General features: G+C 62.4%; 10 protein-coding genes and 2 pseudogenes. 7 read left to right on the forward strand and 5 right to left on the reverse strand.

What is annotated here, in order from left to right:
- Positions 1 to 35: 35 nt before the first annotated feature.
- A pseudogene (locus tag HTUR_RS22865) lies at positions 36 to 1,274 on the reverse strand (serine hydroxymethyltransferase).
- A 125-nt stretch (positions 1,275 to 1,399) separates the two neighbouring features.
- On the opposite strand from HTUR_RS22865, the gene HTUR_RS22870 reads away from it, so the two are divergent.
- Positions 1,400 to 1,780: a Rid family detoxifying hydrolase gene (locus HTUR_RS22870; RefSeq protein ID WP_049942063.1), complete on the forward strand. Its 381-nt coding sequence runs from the start codon at positions 1,400 to 1,402 to the stop codon at positions 1,778 to 1,780.
- 753 nt (positions 1,781 to 2,533) lie between these two features.
- Here the strand turns inward: HTUR_RS22870 and HTUR_RS22875 are convergent.
- Positions 2,534 to 3,511, reverse strand: coding sequence for a formyltetrahydrofolate deformylase (locus HTUR_RS22875; RefSeq protein WP_012945732.1), 978 nt, complete (start codon positions 3,509 to 3,511; stop codon positions 2,534 to 2,536).
- Between the two features lie 288 nt (positions 3,512 to 3,799).
- On the reverse strand, positions 3,800 to 5,011 hold the full coding sequence (locus HTUR_RS22880; RefSeq protein WP_012945733.1) for an alanyl-tRNA editing protein: 1,212 nt from the start codon (positions 5,009 to 5,011) through the stop codon (positions 3,800 to 3,802).
- A gap of 89 nt (positions 5,012 to 5,100) precedes the next feature.
- Between HTUR_RS22880 and folP the strand changes: the two genes are divergently transcribed.
- The gene (gene folP, locus HTUR_RS22885; RefSeq protein ID WP_012945734.1) at positions 5,101 to 7,533 is read left to right on the forward strand and encodes a dihydropteroate synthase; all 2,433 of its coding nucleotides are present in this window, start codon (positions 5,101 to 5,103) and stop codon (positions 7,531 to 7,533) included.
- Between the two features lie 47 nt (positions 7,534 to 7,580).
- Here the strand turns inward: folP and HTUR_RS22890 are convergent, their stop codons facing one another.
- A complete protein-coding gene (locus tag HTUR_RS22890; RefSeq protein ID WP_012945735.1) occupies positions 7,581 to 9,518 on the reverse strand; it encodes an archaea-specific SMC-related protein in 1,938 nt (645 codons plus the stop codon).
- Positions 9,519 to 9,721: 203 nt separating this feature from the next.
- Entirely contained in the window at positions 9,722 to 10,351 is a 630-nt protein-coding gene (gene rdfA, locus HTUR_RS22895) for a rod-determining factor RdfA (protein ID WP_012945736.1), read from the reverse strand.
- Between the two features lie 210 nt (positions 10,352 to 10,561).
- Between rdfA and HTUR_RS22900 the strand changes: the two genes are divergently transcribed.
- The 5 genes and pseudogenes from HTUR_RS22900 (at position 10,562) to HTUR_RS22915 (ending at position 15,134) form a co-directional block, all read left to right on the forward strand.
- The gene (locus tag HTUR_RS22900; protein ID WP_012945737.1) at positions 10,562 to 11,218 is read left to right on the forward strand and encodes a helix-turn-helix domain-containing protein; all 657 of its coding nucleotides are present in this window, start codon (positions 10,562 to 10,564) and stop codon (positions 11,216 to 11,218) included.
- Between the two features lie 361 nt (positions 11,219 to 11,579).
- Positions 11,580 to 11,870, forward strand: a complete 291-nt coding sequence (locus tag HTUR_RS22905) for a HalOD1 output domain-containing protein (protein ID WP_012945738.1) — start codon at positions 11,580 to 11,582, stop codon at positions 11,868 to 11,870.
- A gap of 21 nt (positions 11,871 to 11,891) precedes the next feature.
- Positions 11,892 to 13,835, forward strand: coding sequence for an aldehyde ferredoxin oxidoreductase family protein (locus tag HTUR_RS22910; RefSeq protein WP_012945739.1), 1,944 nt, complete (start codon positions 11,892 to 11,894; stop codon positions 13,833 to 13,835).
- An 82-nt stretch (positions 13,836 to 13,917) separates the two neighbouring features.
- A pseudogene (locus tag HTUR_RS28715) lies at positions 13,918 to 14,620 on the forward strand (integrase core domain-containing protein); the annotation flags it as partial.
- A 205-nt stretch (positions 14,621 to 14,825) separates the two neighbouring features.
- A complete protein-coding gene (locus tag HTUR_RS22915) occupies positions 14,826 to 15,134 on the forward strand; it encodes a hypothetical protein (protein WP_012945740.1) in 309 nt (102 codons plus the stop codon).
- The last annotated feature ends 94 nt before the right edge of the window (positions 15,135 to 15,228 follow it).

Here is a 15,228-nt window from a genome sequence, read left to right on the forward strand (position 1 = left end):
AATCAGTCGTCGGCGTTACGTCGGTACCGCGAGCCTCACCCGTAGATCGGGAACTCCTCGCAGAGGTCGTCGACCCGCGACGAAACGCGATCGGCGACCGCGTCGTCATCGGGCGCGTCGAGCACGTCGACGATGAGATCGGCGACGGTCTCCATCTCGGCCTCCTCGAGGCCGCGGGTCGCGAGCGCGGGGGTACCGACGCGGATTCCGTTGGTCACCATCGGCGATCGCATCTCGCCGGGGATGGTGTTCTTGTTGACGACGATGCCGACGTCGCTCAGCGCTTCCTCGGCTTCCGTCCCCGTCAGATCGGGGTGGGAGTCGCGCAGATCGACGAGCAGGAGGTGTTTGTCGGTCCCGCCGCTGACCAGCGAGAGCCCCTGTTCGTCGAACACCTGGCCGAGGCGCTTCGCGTCGGCGCCGATCCGTTCGGCGTACGCTTCGAACTCGTCGGTCCGGTCCTCTGCGAATCCGACCGCCTTGCCGGCGACGTTGTGCATCAGCGGTCCGCCCTGCGCGCCGGGGAACACGGCGGAGTCGACGTCGTCGGCGTGCTCCTCGTCGCACATGATGAGCCCACCGCGTCCGGCGCGAATCGTCTTGTGGGTACTCCCGGTGACGAAGTCCGCGTGCTTGGCCGGCGACGAGTGAACGCCGGCCGCGATGAGACCGGTCACGTGAGCGATGTCCGCGAGGTGGTAGGCGGCGATCTCGCCGATGCGGTCGTACTCGAACTCGCGCGGGTAGGCCGACGAGCCGCTGACGATCATGTCCGGCTCGACCTCGCGGACCTGTTCCGCGACGGCGTCGTAGTCGATGTACCCCGTCTCGGGATCGTCCTTGTACTGCTCGACGTCGTAGAGCTGACCCGAGAAGTTCACGTTGTAACCGTGCGAGAGGTACCCGCCGTGTGACAGCGACAGCGAGAGGATCGCGTCTCCCGGCTCGAGGACCGCGAAGTAGACCCCCATGTTCGCCTGCGCCCCGCCGTGTGGCTGGACGGTGGCGTGGTCCATCTCGAAGAGCGCTTTCGCGTGCTCGATAGCGAGTTACTCCACCGTATCGACGTGCTGGCACCCACCGTAGTACCGACTGTCGGGATATCCTTCCGCGTACGTGTTCGTCAACACGCTTCCCTGCGCCTCGAGGACGGCTTTCGAGACGTGGTTCTCCGAAGCGATCATCCCGAGCGTCGATTCCTGCCGTTCGCGTTCGAGCGAGACGGCCTCGGACACGCTCGGCGCTATCCGGTCGAGTGGCTGTTCGAACGACATACGCCGAGTGGAACGGATTCGAGTGAGTATCTTGCGTGTGTGTAACACACCCCCACAAGATGTAACTCCGCTAACCGGACGTGGAACGGAGCCGACATTTAAGAGACCCGAACTGGTACCCCAGTGTGATGCGAACCGTCAGCACCGACGACGCACCGGCAGCCGTTGGCGCGTACAGTCAGGCGACCAGAACCGACGACGTCCTCATCACCGCGGGACAGCTCCCGCTGACGGCGGACGGCGACCTGTTAGACGACGAATCGGTCGGCGACCAGACGCGGCAGTGTCTGGAAAACGTCGCGGCGATCCTCGAGGCGGAGGGCCTGTCGATGGACGACGTCCTCAAGACGACCGTCTTCCTCGACGACATCGACGACTTCGAGGAGTTCAACGAGGTCTACAGCGAGTTCTTCGACGAGGAACCGCCTGCTCGGAGCGCGGTCGAAGTCGGCCGCGTCCCCAAGGGCGCGGCGATCGAGATCGAAGCGATCGCGGCCGCCGAATAGACGACCGCGGCGAGCACCGGACCGAAATCGACCCGTCTGTCCCACCTTTTCGTTCCGTCGACTACGGTTAGCTCAGCGAGAGCAAGAAACACGACCGTCCGAGCGTCCGTATTCGCGGTCTGACAGTGACCGGGCGATACGGATGGTTCGATCGCGGCTCTCCGGTCTCGAGTCTCTCGGGTTCGTAGAACGGATGCGATCGATCGCCATCTGGGACGGACTGACGACTCATCACGGCGGACAACTGCGGCTGACGCGTCCGGTCGATCGCTACTCGAGACGTCGGTCGTCGTCGGGCTCATTCGCCGGGACCTCTCCGTCTACGGGCCGTCGAGTCCTTACGGGTGCCGGTACGATTCGTCGGTACGTCACTACGCCGGTGATCGTGCCAACGAGATAGATCCACGCGCGGAGCGACGGGTCCGGCCCGCCGAAGAGCGCGTTCGCGACGTACGGACCATTCGCTGTCTGGTAACGCTTCGATCCCGAACAGATCGTTCTCGGCAGGCGGTTCGCCGCGCTTTCGCGGACGGCTTTCAGAACGAACTGGTACGCGAATTACACGTCGAATCGTTCCGTGTGCTTCACAACGATATCAGTGTTATCCGTCCGTCGACCACGTCTCGAGACTCGAGGCCCGTCGCCGTCGAGACGGTATCTGACGGCGATTCGTCTCAGGTACACCGGAACCGGTCCCGTGACTCGCGGGAGTTCGACGGAACCGAAGAGAACGCTATCGAAGGTCTGAACCTATCAGTCGTCCGCAACGGCCGTTGTGTCATCGTCGTCGGCAGTGAGTTCCTCACGGCTGTCGACGGGCTCACTGGGATTCGCCTGATCCAGTTCCGTCGCGGCTCCGAGTTGAGCGTCGGTCGCGTTCGGATCGACGACTCTCGTCTGTCCGCCCTCGGTCGTGATCTCGTCCTCGAGGTGCAACCGTATCGCTTCCGCGAGGGCGTCCGCCTCGAGCGGCTGGCCGCGCTCCTTGAGGTCCGCTTCGGTCGCGTCGGCGGGGATGTTGAACGCTCGTTGCGTGATGATCGGCCCCTGATCGAGATCCGTCGTCACGTAGTGGGCGGTGACGCCGGCGATCCGGACGCCCTCCTCGAGGGCCTGCCGGTAGGCGGCCGCGCCGGGGAACGCCGGCAGCAGCGAGGGGTGGACGTTGATGATGCGGTCCTCGTAGCGGAAGACGACCTCCGGCGAGAGGATCCGAATGTAGCGGGCCAGCGCGATGAGGTCGATCTCGTACTCCGCGAGGAGGTCGAGAAGCTCGTCCTCGTCGGGCGTGCCATTCTCGTCGCCGATGTCGTGGAACGGAACGTCGTATTCGGCCGCGAGCGGGCGGAGCGTGTCGTGGTTTCCGATGACGACCCCGATGTCCGCACCGAGTTCGTCGTTCTCCCAGCGCTCGAGCAGGGCCTCCAGGCAGTGGCTCTCCTTGGTGACGAGGACGGCGATGGACCGGTCCTCGCAGTTGGACGGGAATCGCACCGTGACGTCGACGCCGAACTCGTCGCCGAGCGCGTCGAGGTCCTCGCGGAGTTGTTCCCGCGAGACCGACATCTCGGACGCGTCGACCTGCATACCCATCCGAAACGTTCCTTCCCGCACGGCCTGATCCAGGTCGACAATGTCGACGTCGCGTTCGAACAGCAGCGACGTCACGTCGGCGATGATCTCCGAGTTGTCGTTGCCGACGATCGTGATCTCGGTCCGCTCGCGGGTCATCGTTCCCACCTCCGAGACCCGTCCTCGGTCGCGGTCGTCGACTGCGCTCGGTCGATCCCGGTGGCGCGTACTGATCGGTCTACCCGGTCCGTCGCCGCGGCGGACGACGCATACTGTGCTAGTGACATCCACTCTCCTGTTCCCGATCGCCGTTAATGAACCTTGGTTCTCCTGATATCGGTCGAATAGGACGTGTTTGCCGACCAACTCTTCAAGTCAGATAACAGACAATATGAAAAGCAGCGTGAGAATCGATCGGCGACCGTCTCCGATCGGGACCGAGGGTGATCAGGCCTCCGTTCGGAGGTAGTCGACGACGGCGGCCGGCTCGTCGTCGAGGCCGCCGCCCTGTGCGAACGTCGGTCCGCCGCCGCCACCGCCGCCGAACGTCGCCGTGACGTCGTCGACGAGTTCGCTAGCGTCCGTCTCACCGGTCGTACCGACGACCACGAACGCGCTTCCGTTCACGCCGGTCAGCGCAACCACGTCACCGATATCGCCCGCGAGCTCCCGCACGCGGTCTGACACGTCGTTGGGACCGATGCCGTCGATATCGAGCTCGCCGACGACCCACTCCTTGCCGTCCTTCGAGACGGTGTCGTCGCCCAACGACTCGAGGCGTTCCTCGAGCAGGCGGTCGCGCAGGGCGTCGACCTCCGCCTCGAGGGTCGCGTTCTCTTCAACGACGGCGGTCGCTCGCTCCGGAAGTTCCTCGACGCTCGTCTCCAGCGTCCGGGCGGCGCGAGTCGCGGCTCGCGTCTCGTCGAGTTGCGCGCGAACGGCGGTCGGGCCGACCGCGTACTCGACGCGTACGAGGCCCGATCCGGGGTTGGACACCTCGAGGACCTTGACGGGTCCGATCTCGACGGTGTTTTCGACGTGCGTCCCGCCGCAGGCGGCGATGTCCCAGTCGTCGATCTCGACGACGCGGACGGTATCAGTCGTCTCGGCCGCGCCGGTTTCGTTGAAGACGATCTCGTCGCGGTCCCGCGCCTGCGCTGCATCCATCTCCCGCCAGGAGACGTCTCTTGACTCCCAGACGACCTCGTTGACCATCCGCTGGAGGGTGAGCGCGTTCACCTCGTCCGGGTCGCGATCGGTCTCGAAGTCGATGCGGCCCTTCTCCGCGTCGATGTCGAACCCGCCGTAACCGTGGTCGTCGAACAGTTCGCGACCGGCGCCGTACAGCACGTGACTGGCGGTGTGCGCTCGCATACAGTAGGTCCGAAACTCGTCGTCGATCGAGCCGGTCACGTCGTCGCCCGTCTCGAAGTCGGGCGCCGTCGCTAGTGTGTGAACGGTCTCGCCGTCGCGCGTCTGCACGTCGACGACGTCGATCCCGTTCAGCGTCCCGCGATCGGCCGGTTGGCCGCCGCCTTCGGCGTAGAAGTACGTTTCCTCGAGCCGGACGTTGGTCCCATCGACCGACCGTACCGTCGCCTCGAACTCCGTCACGTACGGCTCGTCCGGTGCGCGATTACCTGTCGATTCAGAAGCCATTGTGCTGAGTGTCGGCATACACAATTATAAACCGTGCGGAGAACCGGGATCGGCGACACATTAATGAAGTCGCCGGTTCCACGTGTGGTATGGAGTATCACGAGTCGGTCGACTACCTCGAGTCGCTACAGCGGCGTCGACCCAAGCTCGGAACGGAAACGACCGCCGCGTTACTCACGCATCTCGATCGCCCGCACGAGGACCTCGACTGCGTCCAGATCGCCGGGTCGAACGGGAAGGGAAGCACCGCATGTATGCTCGAGCGGGTTCTTCGCGACGCTGGACTCGATGTCGGCCTCTATACGTCGCCTGATCTAAACGATCTGCGCGAACGGATTCAGATCAACGGCCGGAAAATCCCGAAACAGCGGGTCCAGGAATTCGTCGCCGAAATCGACGACTGCGTCGAACGGCTCCGCGAGGTAGACGATACGCCGACCTACTTCGAGGTTCTCACAGCGCTTGCGCTCCACCACTTCGCCAACGAGGACGTCGACGTCGCCGTTCTCGAGGTCGGCATCGGCGGCCGATACGACGCGACGAGCGCCGTCGATCCCGTCGCGAGCGCCGTGACCAGCGTCTCGCTGGAACACACCGACATCCTCGGCGACACGATCGAGGAGATCGCCCGCGACAAGGCACAGGTCTCGCCGGCCGATGCGCCGCTGGTGACCGGCGCGTCGGGGGCGGCCCTCGAGGCGATCCGCTCGGAGACGGACGTGATTACCGTTGGAAGCGACGACGCGGACGTGGTCGCCCGCGAGCACGGGCTGGCATCGCCGATCGAGAGCGAGATTTCGATCGCGGGACCGAAGTGGTCGTTCGAGACGCGGCTGCCGCTCGTGGGCCCACATCAGGCGACCAACGCCGGCGTCGCGGCGACGCTGGCTGATCAGGTCGCCGGCGTCGATCCGGAATCGATCGCGCGCGGTCTCCGCGACTCCTACTGGCCGGGCCGGTTCGAAGTCATGTCGACGACGCCGCTCGCGATCCTCGACGGCGCGCATAATCCGGGCGCCTGCGAGACGCTCGCCTCGCTCGTCGACCGATACTCGTTCGACGACCTCCACCTCGTCTTCGGCGCGATGCGAGAGAAGGACCACCGGGGCATGGCGGCGGCGTTGCCGTCCCCCGATGCGCTCTACCTCTGTGAGCCGGACGTACCCCGCGCCGAGAATACGGACGCCCTCGCGGCCGCGTTTGACGATCGCCCGGCGACGATCGACTGCGCAGGGTCCGTCCTCGAGGCGACCGAGCGGGCGCTGTCGGCGGCCGACGAAGGCGACTGCGTCCTCGTCACCGGCTCGCTGTACGCGGTCGCAGAAGCGCGCGACCGGTGGACGCGGCTCCAGATCCCGAAGCGAACGGCCGCGACGGAACAGGCGCGAAACGTACTCACGAGCGCGGCCGTCGACGCGGAGACCGCCGAATCCGTCGCGGACGAGACCGTCCATCGAACGATCAAGACCTATCTGCGCGGTCCGCAGGCCGAGCGCGTCGAACAGGCGTTCGAGGCGATCGGCGGAACGTGCGTCCGTTCGGACGCCGAGACGGCCGGTCGCCGCGTCGTGACGATCCTCTCCGGGACGTCGTCACAGTTCCGGGACCTGTTTGAGGAACTGACCGACGCCGACCGCGGCCTCGCCCACGTCGCCGCCCAACTCCGGCGAACGATCGACGACGATCGCGTCGACGAACGAGCCGATCGCGATCGGTATCCGTGGGATCGAACCCCCGCGGTCATGGGCATCCTGAACGTCACGCCGGACAGTTTCTACGACGGAGGAGAGTATGACCGCGTGCCGGACGCGGTCCGGCAAGCCCGCGAAATGGTCGCCGCCGGCGCCGATATCATTGACGTCGGCGGCGAGAGCACCCGTCCCGGCGCCGAGCCGGTCTCGGTCGCCGAAGAGATCGACCGCGTCGTCCCGGTCATCGAACGCATCGCGGACCTGGACCCGGACGTCCCGATCTCGGTTGACACGCGGAAAGCGGCCGTCGCCGACGCCGCGCTCGAGGCGGGCGCGGACATCGTCAACGACGTCTCCGGACTCGAGGACCCGGAGATGCGCTTCGTCGTGGCCGACCACGACGCGTCGCTCGTCATCATGCACAGCCTCGAGACGCCCGTTAATCCCGATCGGACCGTCACCTACGACGACGTCGTCGAAGACGTCCTGCACGAACTCTCGGAGACGGTGTTGCTCGCGGAACGTGCGGGATTGGATCGCGACCAGATCGTCGTCGATCCCGGACTCGGATTCGGAAAGAATCCGGCCGAGAGCTTCGAACTGGCCGCCAGGATCGACGAGTTGCGCGCGCTGGGGTGTCCCATCATGATCGGTCACTCCCGGAAGTCGATGTTCGACCGCGTCGGCTGCGAGCCCGGCGAGCGATTACCGCCGACGCTCGCGGTGACGACCATGGCAGCCGAACGCGGCGCCGACGTCGTCAGAGTTCACGACGTCTCCGAAAACGCCGCTGCGGTTCGGACGGTCCGCACGGCGGACGCTCGATACTAGCCCTCGCAGTTGAAGCTGGAAGCAGAAGTGAAACCAAGTGAACGCAATCACGAACGGGCGGCGAACGAAGCGGTCGACACCGTTGGATACGTCTCCTCGAGTTCCCTCGCCTCCTCGGGAAGGACGGCGGCGACGACGTACTCGGTGTGATCCTCGAAGTAGTTAAGCAGACCGCGAATCCGATCCGCGTCGAGCATTTCGACGGCGTCGATGACGATGAACGGTAGTTCGCTCGCGACGTCGTGAACGAGATAGCCCGCGAAGGCGACGTCGAGCCCGATCACCTCGCGCTCGCTCTTGCTCAGGCTGTCGACCGTGTCCTCGTACGCGGCGCCGCTCTCGCTCGAGCGAACGATATGTAGCTCGAAGTCGGTCGACGACGGTGCATCACTGTCTCCCGCGAGCCGTTCGATCCAGACGCGTTCGACGTTCTCGTAGTCCAGCACGTCGAGGACCTGCTGCATCGATTCGTTGAACGTTGTGACGAGGTCGCGCTCGAGCGTCTCGATCCGCTCGCGCTGCTCTCGCAGCCGCGTCGCGACCGACTCGCGCTCCGCCTCGAGGTCGTCGCGGTTCTTGAGTTCCGCCTCGAGCTCCTCGATCTCCCGTTCGAGTTCGGTCAACTCGTTCTCGAGCTGCCCGCGTTCGTATTCGAGGTCGCTCACCTCGCCGTGGAGCTCGAGCAGTTCGTCGTCTCGTTCGTCGAGCGTTTCGGCGTCCGCTTGAAGCGATTCGATCTCGTCGTCGAGCGCCGCTTTCTCGTCCCGTAACTCGCTCAGCGTTTCCTCTCGCTGTTCGATCTCGGCCTCGACCGACCGCTCTTTCTCGGCGAGTCGCTCGCGTTCGTCGCGCCGGCGTTCGAGCTGTCGTTTCTCCTCCTCGAGCGATCGTACTCGCTCGGTGATCGTCTCGCGCTGCTGGCGCTTTTCTCCGATGATCTCCTGGACTACCCGGACCTGCTCGGCGATCTCTTCCCGTTCGACGGTGGAGCCGCACGTCCAACAGGAGATCGTCCGCGACGAGGGATCGAGTTCGGCGACGATCTCGTCCGATTTCATCTCCTCGGGGATCTCTCGCTCGTCGTCCAGCAGCTGGTCGTTCATCTCGACGATCGGGCTCAACGCGTTGATCGTACTCGTCAGTTGCTGTTTCTGATGGTGAAGACCCTCGATTTCGCTCTCGACCGCGTCGACGTCCCGTGCCGACTCCGCCGTTCCGGGTTCGTCGCGCTGCTCGCGGACGGCCTCGAGCTCGTCCTCCAGCGAGCGGATCGCCTCTCGTTGCGTTTCGATGCGATTGCGAACGGACTCGCGCTCCGATCGCTTCTCCTTGAGGTCGTCGAGGACGTCGTTGCCGTCGGTCTCCGCTTCCCGCTCGTCGATCTCCTCGCGCTTCTCGCGGAGCGCTGTCTCGATCTCCTCGCGGTCCTCGCGCAGGGTGGTCGCTCGCGTCCGCAGCGTCGGGAGTCGGTCCTCGGATCGATCTAACTCCGCGAGTCGCTCGTCGAGCCGATCCTTTCGCGCTTTCAGCTGCTCGATCTCGGCCTCGATTTCCGCGGTATCGACCGGCCGCATCAGTAGCTCGTACACGTCCCCGTCGGTGAGAAGACACTGCCTGATCGGATTCGTTTCTCCGAGTGCGGCGAACAGTTCACAGAGGTCGGTCCGATCGGAAAACCGCTCCGCGTCGGTGACGGTCGGATCGCCGTTTTCGTTCGACAACTCCAAGAAGTACTCGTTCTCGTCCGTTCGAAGCGTCACCCGTCCGCGATCGGCGTCGCTCTTTATTGGCGGTGTGGGTCCGCCGAGTACGGCGGCCAGTCCGCGAAGGAACGACGACTTGTTCGACGCGTTCTCCCCTGAGAGCAGCGTCACTCCGGGTGAGAGCGTCAGTTCGCCGTCGGTGATTCCACCGACGTTCTGGACGGTGATATGTAATTCCTCGAACTCGCTTTCCGGCTCCGATTCAGGGCTGTTTACAAACATGGATGGGCGAACGACCGATGGATCGATAGCGGCACAGCGTTGATTGATTAGGCCGCGCACCGGTAGATGATGGCTGTGTTCTATATAATCGTTTGGCCGAATAATACTTTCACGATCTAGGAGTAACGTATATACGACGGCCCGTTATCGTCGGCCGACCGCCGACTTCGAAACCCGCCCGTACTCGTGACACCGCCCGTCGATCACGCTTCGGTCTCATCGTCTCGAGCATCGGTTCGACCGGCCTCTCGGCACGAACAGCGTCCCCGATCCACGAGGCGGGCAAACGTGTACTCCTCACCGCATTCCGTACATGCGACGCGCAGACTCAGCGTGACCTCCGGGTCGCCGATCGTCAGGTGACCGCTCGAGCGGAGTCGATCGATCGTTCGCATGGTGATCGACTCGGTTCGGGACAGTAATTTGAAGACGACGTTCTTCGCGTCAGTCCGATCGATTCGCGTGGTCCGCTCGGTGTCGACGTCGAGGCAGTCGTTGAGATGCGTCCGAACGGTCTGGTAACTGACGAAGTCGTCCGTGACCGCGTCCGGATCGATTCCGTTCCGTTCGAGTCGGGACTGCGCTTCGACTCGCGTTCCGACGCTCACGTCATCGTCGGTAAGCAGGCGGTAGAGGTTCTCGACTTCACCCTCAAGCGTCTCCATGTCCGATTCGTTCACCGCCGCTTCGAGCACCTGCCGGTTGTGATACGTTTCGAGGTCGCGGAGACTGGCTCCCGCGTCCCGGCGCTCGAGGAGTCGCTGATCGAGGTCGTCGAGTTTCCGCTCACGGGCGACCCGATCGATCTTACAGCCTCCGGTGTCGTTCGCCATCGTATATATTGCGTGTGTGGGACACCATTTATTTTCTTCCCGCTGTGTCGCCGCCGCGAATCGTTATCCGACTGACTCGAGCATACTCTTATGATGCTGCCCAAAGCAACGAGAAAGTACCGTGCAGACGGACGATACACGACCGGCGAGCCGATATGGAACCGACGATCGAGACCGCTCGGTAATTAAGACGAAACCATTACTGAAGAGATGCCTATCACCGTAAAAGCCTACGCCGAACACGACGAACTCGCTCTGGTCCCGACGTTGCGGAGCATAGATGGTATCGAAATCGAAGTGATAACGCAGGCGAACACCGATCCGGATTCGGACGTCTTTCCGTTTCTCATCACGTACGACGACCGCGACGAATTGGAGCGTCACCTCGATTCTGATCCGACCGTTGACGGTTATGAACTCGTCGACGCGAACGACGACATGTTCATCTACTATATCGAACATTCAGACGGGACCATATTACTCAGTCCGATCCTCACGGAAGTGAACGGATTCATGTTGCGTACGGAAACCAGACGTCGCGGATGGTTCGTCCAGTTACAACTCCCGGACCGAGAGGCGCTCAATACGATCTGGGAGTACGCCGAAGGGTGCGGGATGAAGTTCGAGATTATCGAACTACACGGGAGCACGGGGACCGAAAAAGATATTTCGTTCGGGCTGACGGACGAACAGATCGAAGCACTGCAAACAGCGTACAAGTGCGGGTACTTCAACGAGCCGCGAGACACGGCCCTCAGCGGTGTTGCCGACGAGGTCGGCGTCTCCTCGACCGCGATGAGCGGTCGGCTTCGACGCGGGATGCGAAACTTGATCTCTGCGACGTTGATGGACGAAGATATCGACTGACGCTCCCCGCTACTATTTGCGTGTTACCAGTTCTCTGTAGATATGGAATTCTGTTCTATAATAAACATAATAGATGTTTCTTTGAGGGGAAGAGACATAAAGCTGCTTCTGAGGAGGTTTATAGCCCAGGTTACTATATTTATAAAACTGGTTATAAGTTTATCTCCCAAGCCGGCTAACAGACACTGATCGATGGCCAAGTGCGTAACTTTACCGATGTATGACTGGTTCGATGGGATTCGAGCCCACGGATCACCTTCATGTAACGGTATCCGGAACGGACTCCGTCATATGTGGGGTACTTAAAGAGGGGGCATATTACTCATTAAAGATCATTTTGGTGACTGTCAATTACTAACCTATGAGTAGTGCCGTAGACTCGGCGGCCGACCGACCGACGCATCACTTGCACCACGACTGGACTGGGGAGGAGTGGGCGAGTGATCGTATCGTGCAGGCGATTGCGGAGTACGAAAAGGAGCGTCTGGAGGATCTTCCACCGCTGAGCGACAGTATCAATCCCGAGGCGCTCGATACGGCGTTCGAATCCGCCGACGGGAGCGCCGGTAAGGCCGGGTGTATCACCTTCTCCTACTACGGCTACACCGTTCTCGTGCAGAGCACTGGACAGATTCTCATCAAGAAAAACTAACTCCCCTTACACTACACAACAATGACCGATATTGGAGGCTTTCAGGACCACGTTGCACGAATCGACCTCGGAAACGACGACGTCGCGTACGAAGGAATCGACGAGGAAGACGCGAAGAAATACATCGGGGCGCGCGGCCTCGGTGTGAAATACGTCTTCGAACAGGGATCGGACGTCGACCCGCTCGGTCCCGACAATCTACTGGCGTTCATGAACGGCCCGCTGTCGGGAACGCAGGTGACGATGAGCGGCCGAATCGCCGTCTGTACGAAGTCACCCTTGACCGGGACCGTTACCGACAGTCACCACGGCGGCTGGTCGGGCGCTCGCCTGAAGTGGGCCGGCTTCGACGGGCTCCTGTTCGAAGGGCAGGCCGATGACCCCGTCTACGCCGTCGTCGAGGATGGCGCGGTCGAACTCCGGGACGCGTCCCACCTCTGGGGGAAAGGCGTCCACGAGACCTGCGAGACGATCGAGGACGAAGTCGAGGGCTCGTACGGCAAGAACCTCTCGATCATGGCGATCGGCCCTGGTGGTGAGAACGAGGTCCGATACGCCTGTATCATGAACGAAGACGACCGGGCCTCCGGTCGCGGTGGGACCGGTTGCGTGATGGGCAACAAACGGCTGAAGGCGATCGTCATCAAGTCGAGTACCGAGATGCCCCAGCCCGCGGATCCGGAAACGTTCCGCGAGGGCCACCAGCAGGCGATGAAGGCGATCACCGAGTCGGACGTCACTGCGCCCAACGAGGGCGGTCTCTCGATGTACGGGACGAACGTTCTGATGAACCTCACGGAGGAAATGGACGGTCACCCGACCAAGAACGGGCGATACACCTCCGCGATCTCGTACAACGAGCACGAGACGGATCGACCGAAGGATCTCGACGCCGAACGCATCAGCGGCGAAAACGTCCGCGAGAACATCTTGGTCGACGAACCCACGTGTCACTCTTGTCCGGTCGCCTGTAAGAAGGAGGTCGAAGTCGACGTGATGCACAAGGGCGAGGAGCTGAACGTCCGGATGGAGTCCTTCGAGTACGAGTCCGCCTGGGCGCTCGGGACGAACTCCGCCAACGACGACCGGGACAAGATCGCCGTGATGATCGACCGCTGTAACGACATGGGCCTCGACACCATCGAGATAGGCAACATCATGGCGATGGCTATGGACGCGACCGAAAAGGGCTATCTCGACGACGTGGACGACGGGCTCGACTGGGGCGACGCGGAGACGATGATCGACATGATCGAGCGCGTCGCTCATCGCGAGGACGACCTCGCCGACCTCCTCGCACGAGGCCAGGCGCGGATGGCCGACGAAATCGACGCTCACGACTGCCGACTCGACGTGAAAGGCCAGTCCATCGCCGCGTACGACCCCCGCTGTATGAAGGGAATGGGGATCGGCTACGCGACCTCGAACCGCGGGGCCTGTCATCTGCGGGGCTACACGCCCGCCGCGGAGATCCTGGGCATCCCCGAGAAGGTCGATCCCTACGAGTACGAAGGGAAGGGCGAACTCACCGCCCAGTTCCAGGACCTCCACGCCATCAGCGACTCGTTCGACATCTGCAAGTTCAACGCCTTCGCGGAGGGCATCGAGGAGTACGTCACCCAGTACAACGGGATGACCGGGCTGGAGTACACCGAGGAAGACCTGCTCGAGTGCGGCGAACGAGTCTATAACCTCGAGCGCTACTACAACAACCTCGTCGGCTTCGACGGCGACGACGACTCGCTGCCCGAGGTGTTCCTCGAAGAAGGCGAGACGCCGGGTCAGGGCGCCTCGGAGGGCGAATACTGCGAACTCGAGGAGATGAAGGAAGAGTATTACGACCACCGCGGCTGGGTCGACGGCGTCGTCCCCGACGAGAAACTCGACGAGCTCGAAATCGAGATCGGTCCCGGTACCGGTGTCAGCGACGGTGGAAGTGGGGCAGCGGTTCCGTCCGACGACTGACGAAACGACCGACGGATTCCTCGCGGTCTCGAACGGCATTCACGAAGTCCTCACGAGCGCGACCTCGAACGCCTTCTACCGAATTCGTCGAAGTTGGGAGAACGGACGGCGATGCCTATCAGAGCGTTCGCCGTCCGGTTCCACCAGACTAGTTGTTCGCTCCGAGAGATACAAGCGATTCTTCGCTCACTCGGCGTCGAACGCTCTCATCAAGCACTCTGGCACTGAGTATATCGGCTTGCTGACAGCGTGTCAGACCCGCCGACGCCCACGAGAGCAACGCTCTCGTGCGGCCGCTTGGAGCGCAAAGCGCTCCACTGGTCGGCGAATCTTCGATTCGCCTCGACAACAGAACGCAACGCGTTCTGCGGACGGCACGCCGTCGCAGGTCGCGGTTGATGAAATCGCTGACAGGATTAACGGTGACCAATCTTGTGGGTGTTCTACAATAATCCTTGACATAGGCTACGTTTCTACATGGACTCACCGAGAAACACGATCTCTCTGATGCTGAATTTCTCGTTGATGGTGCTGGATATCTAACTACCCTCTCTCGATTAGGAGTAAGCGGCCACCTCGACTGTGTCGATCGAAACCGCATTGAAAAGTGGTTTCAGACCCTCAAAATGCGGATCGACCGCTTCCATGACTCCTGGGTCGGCAGTCGGGCGAGCGGCAGAGAATTGCTTGAACAGATTGTACACTACTATAACATACAACGACCGCACCAGTCACTCGACAGACAATCGCCAGCGGAGGTGCCAAACGACACCGGGCCGCTGTGAATCACCCATCCGGATCGCTATATAACGGGACTCCGTTCCGTAAGCGGCGAACGTTCGACTGTCTCCGCGTACTTCTCACGAGCAGTGATTATTCTCGTTCTCTCCTGTAGTCTCGTAACGGGCGGTAAAACGGTGCTCCGCGCCAGAAGCGCTTAACTAGACGGTGCCCGAAGAACTATTATATCGCGTCTCGACGTAAATCGTAATGAGTAGGGCTGCCGACGTCTCGCAGCAATGTGCGTTCCCGACGGCGATCGACGTCACCGCAGTCTTGGACCGACTCGAAATCCAGTTCCTCGACGTCCACGACCATCGTGCGATCGTTATCTTCGCCGGCGCGATCCTCAACCTCGAGTGCCGCGAGGGTGATCTAACCGCCCTCGAGCGTGCGGAAATCACCGTTTACGAGCCCCCAGTTCGCAGTAACAGAGATACCGAAAACGAGACCGCGGCCACGGTCGGAGTCATCGACGATTTCGTCGAGCAACTGGACGCGACGGGCCAGCCTCCGTGAACCGTCATCGGAAATTAGGTCGCGACGACGAAGGCGGTTCGGTAACGAGGACGACGAACTATCGGATTACCGCATTTTGTCCGTCACGTTCGCC

The sequence above is a fragment of the Haloterrigena turkmenica DSM 5511 genome, from assembly GCF_000025325.1.
Taxonomy (GTDB): Archaea; Halobacteriota; Halobacteria; order Halobacteriales; family Natrialbaceae; genus Haloterrigena; species Haloterrigena turkmenica.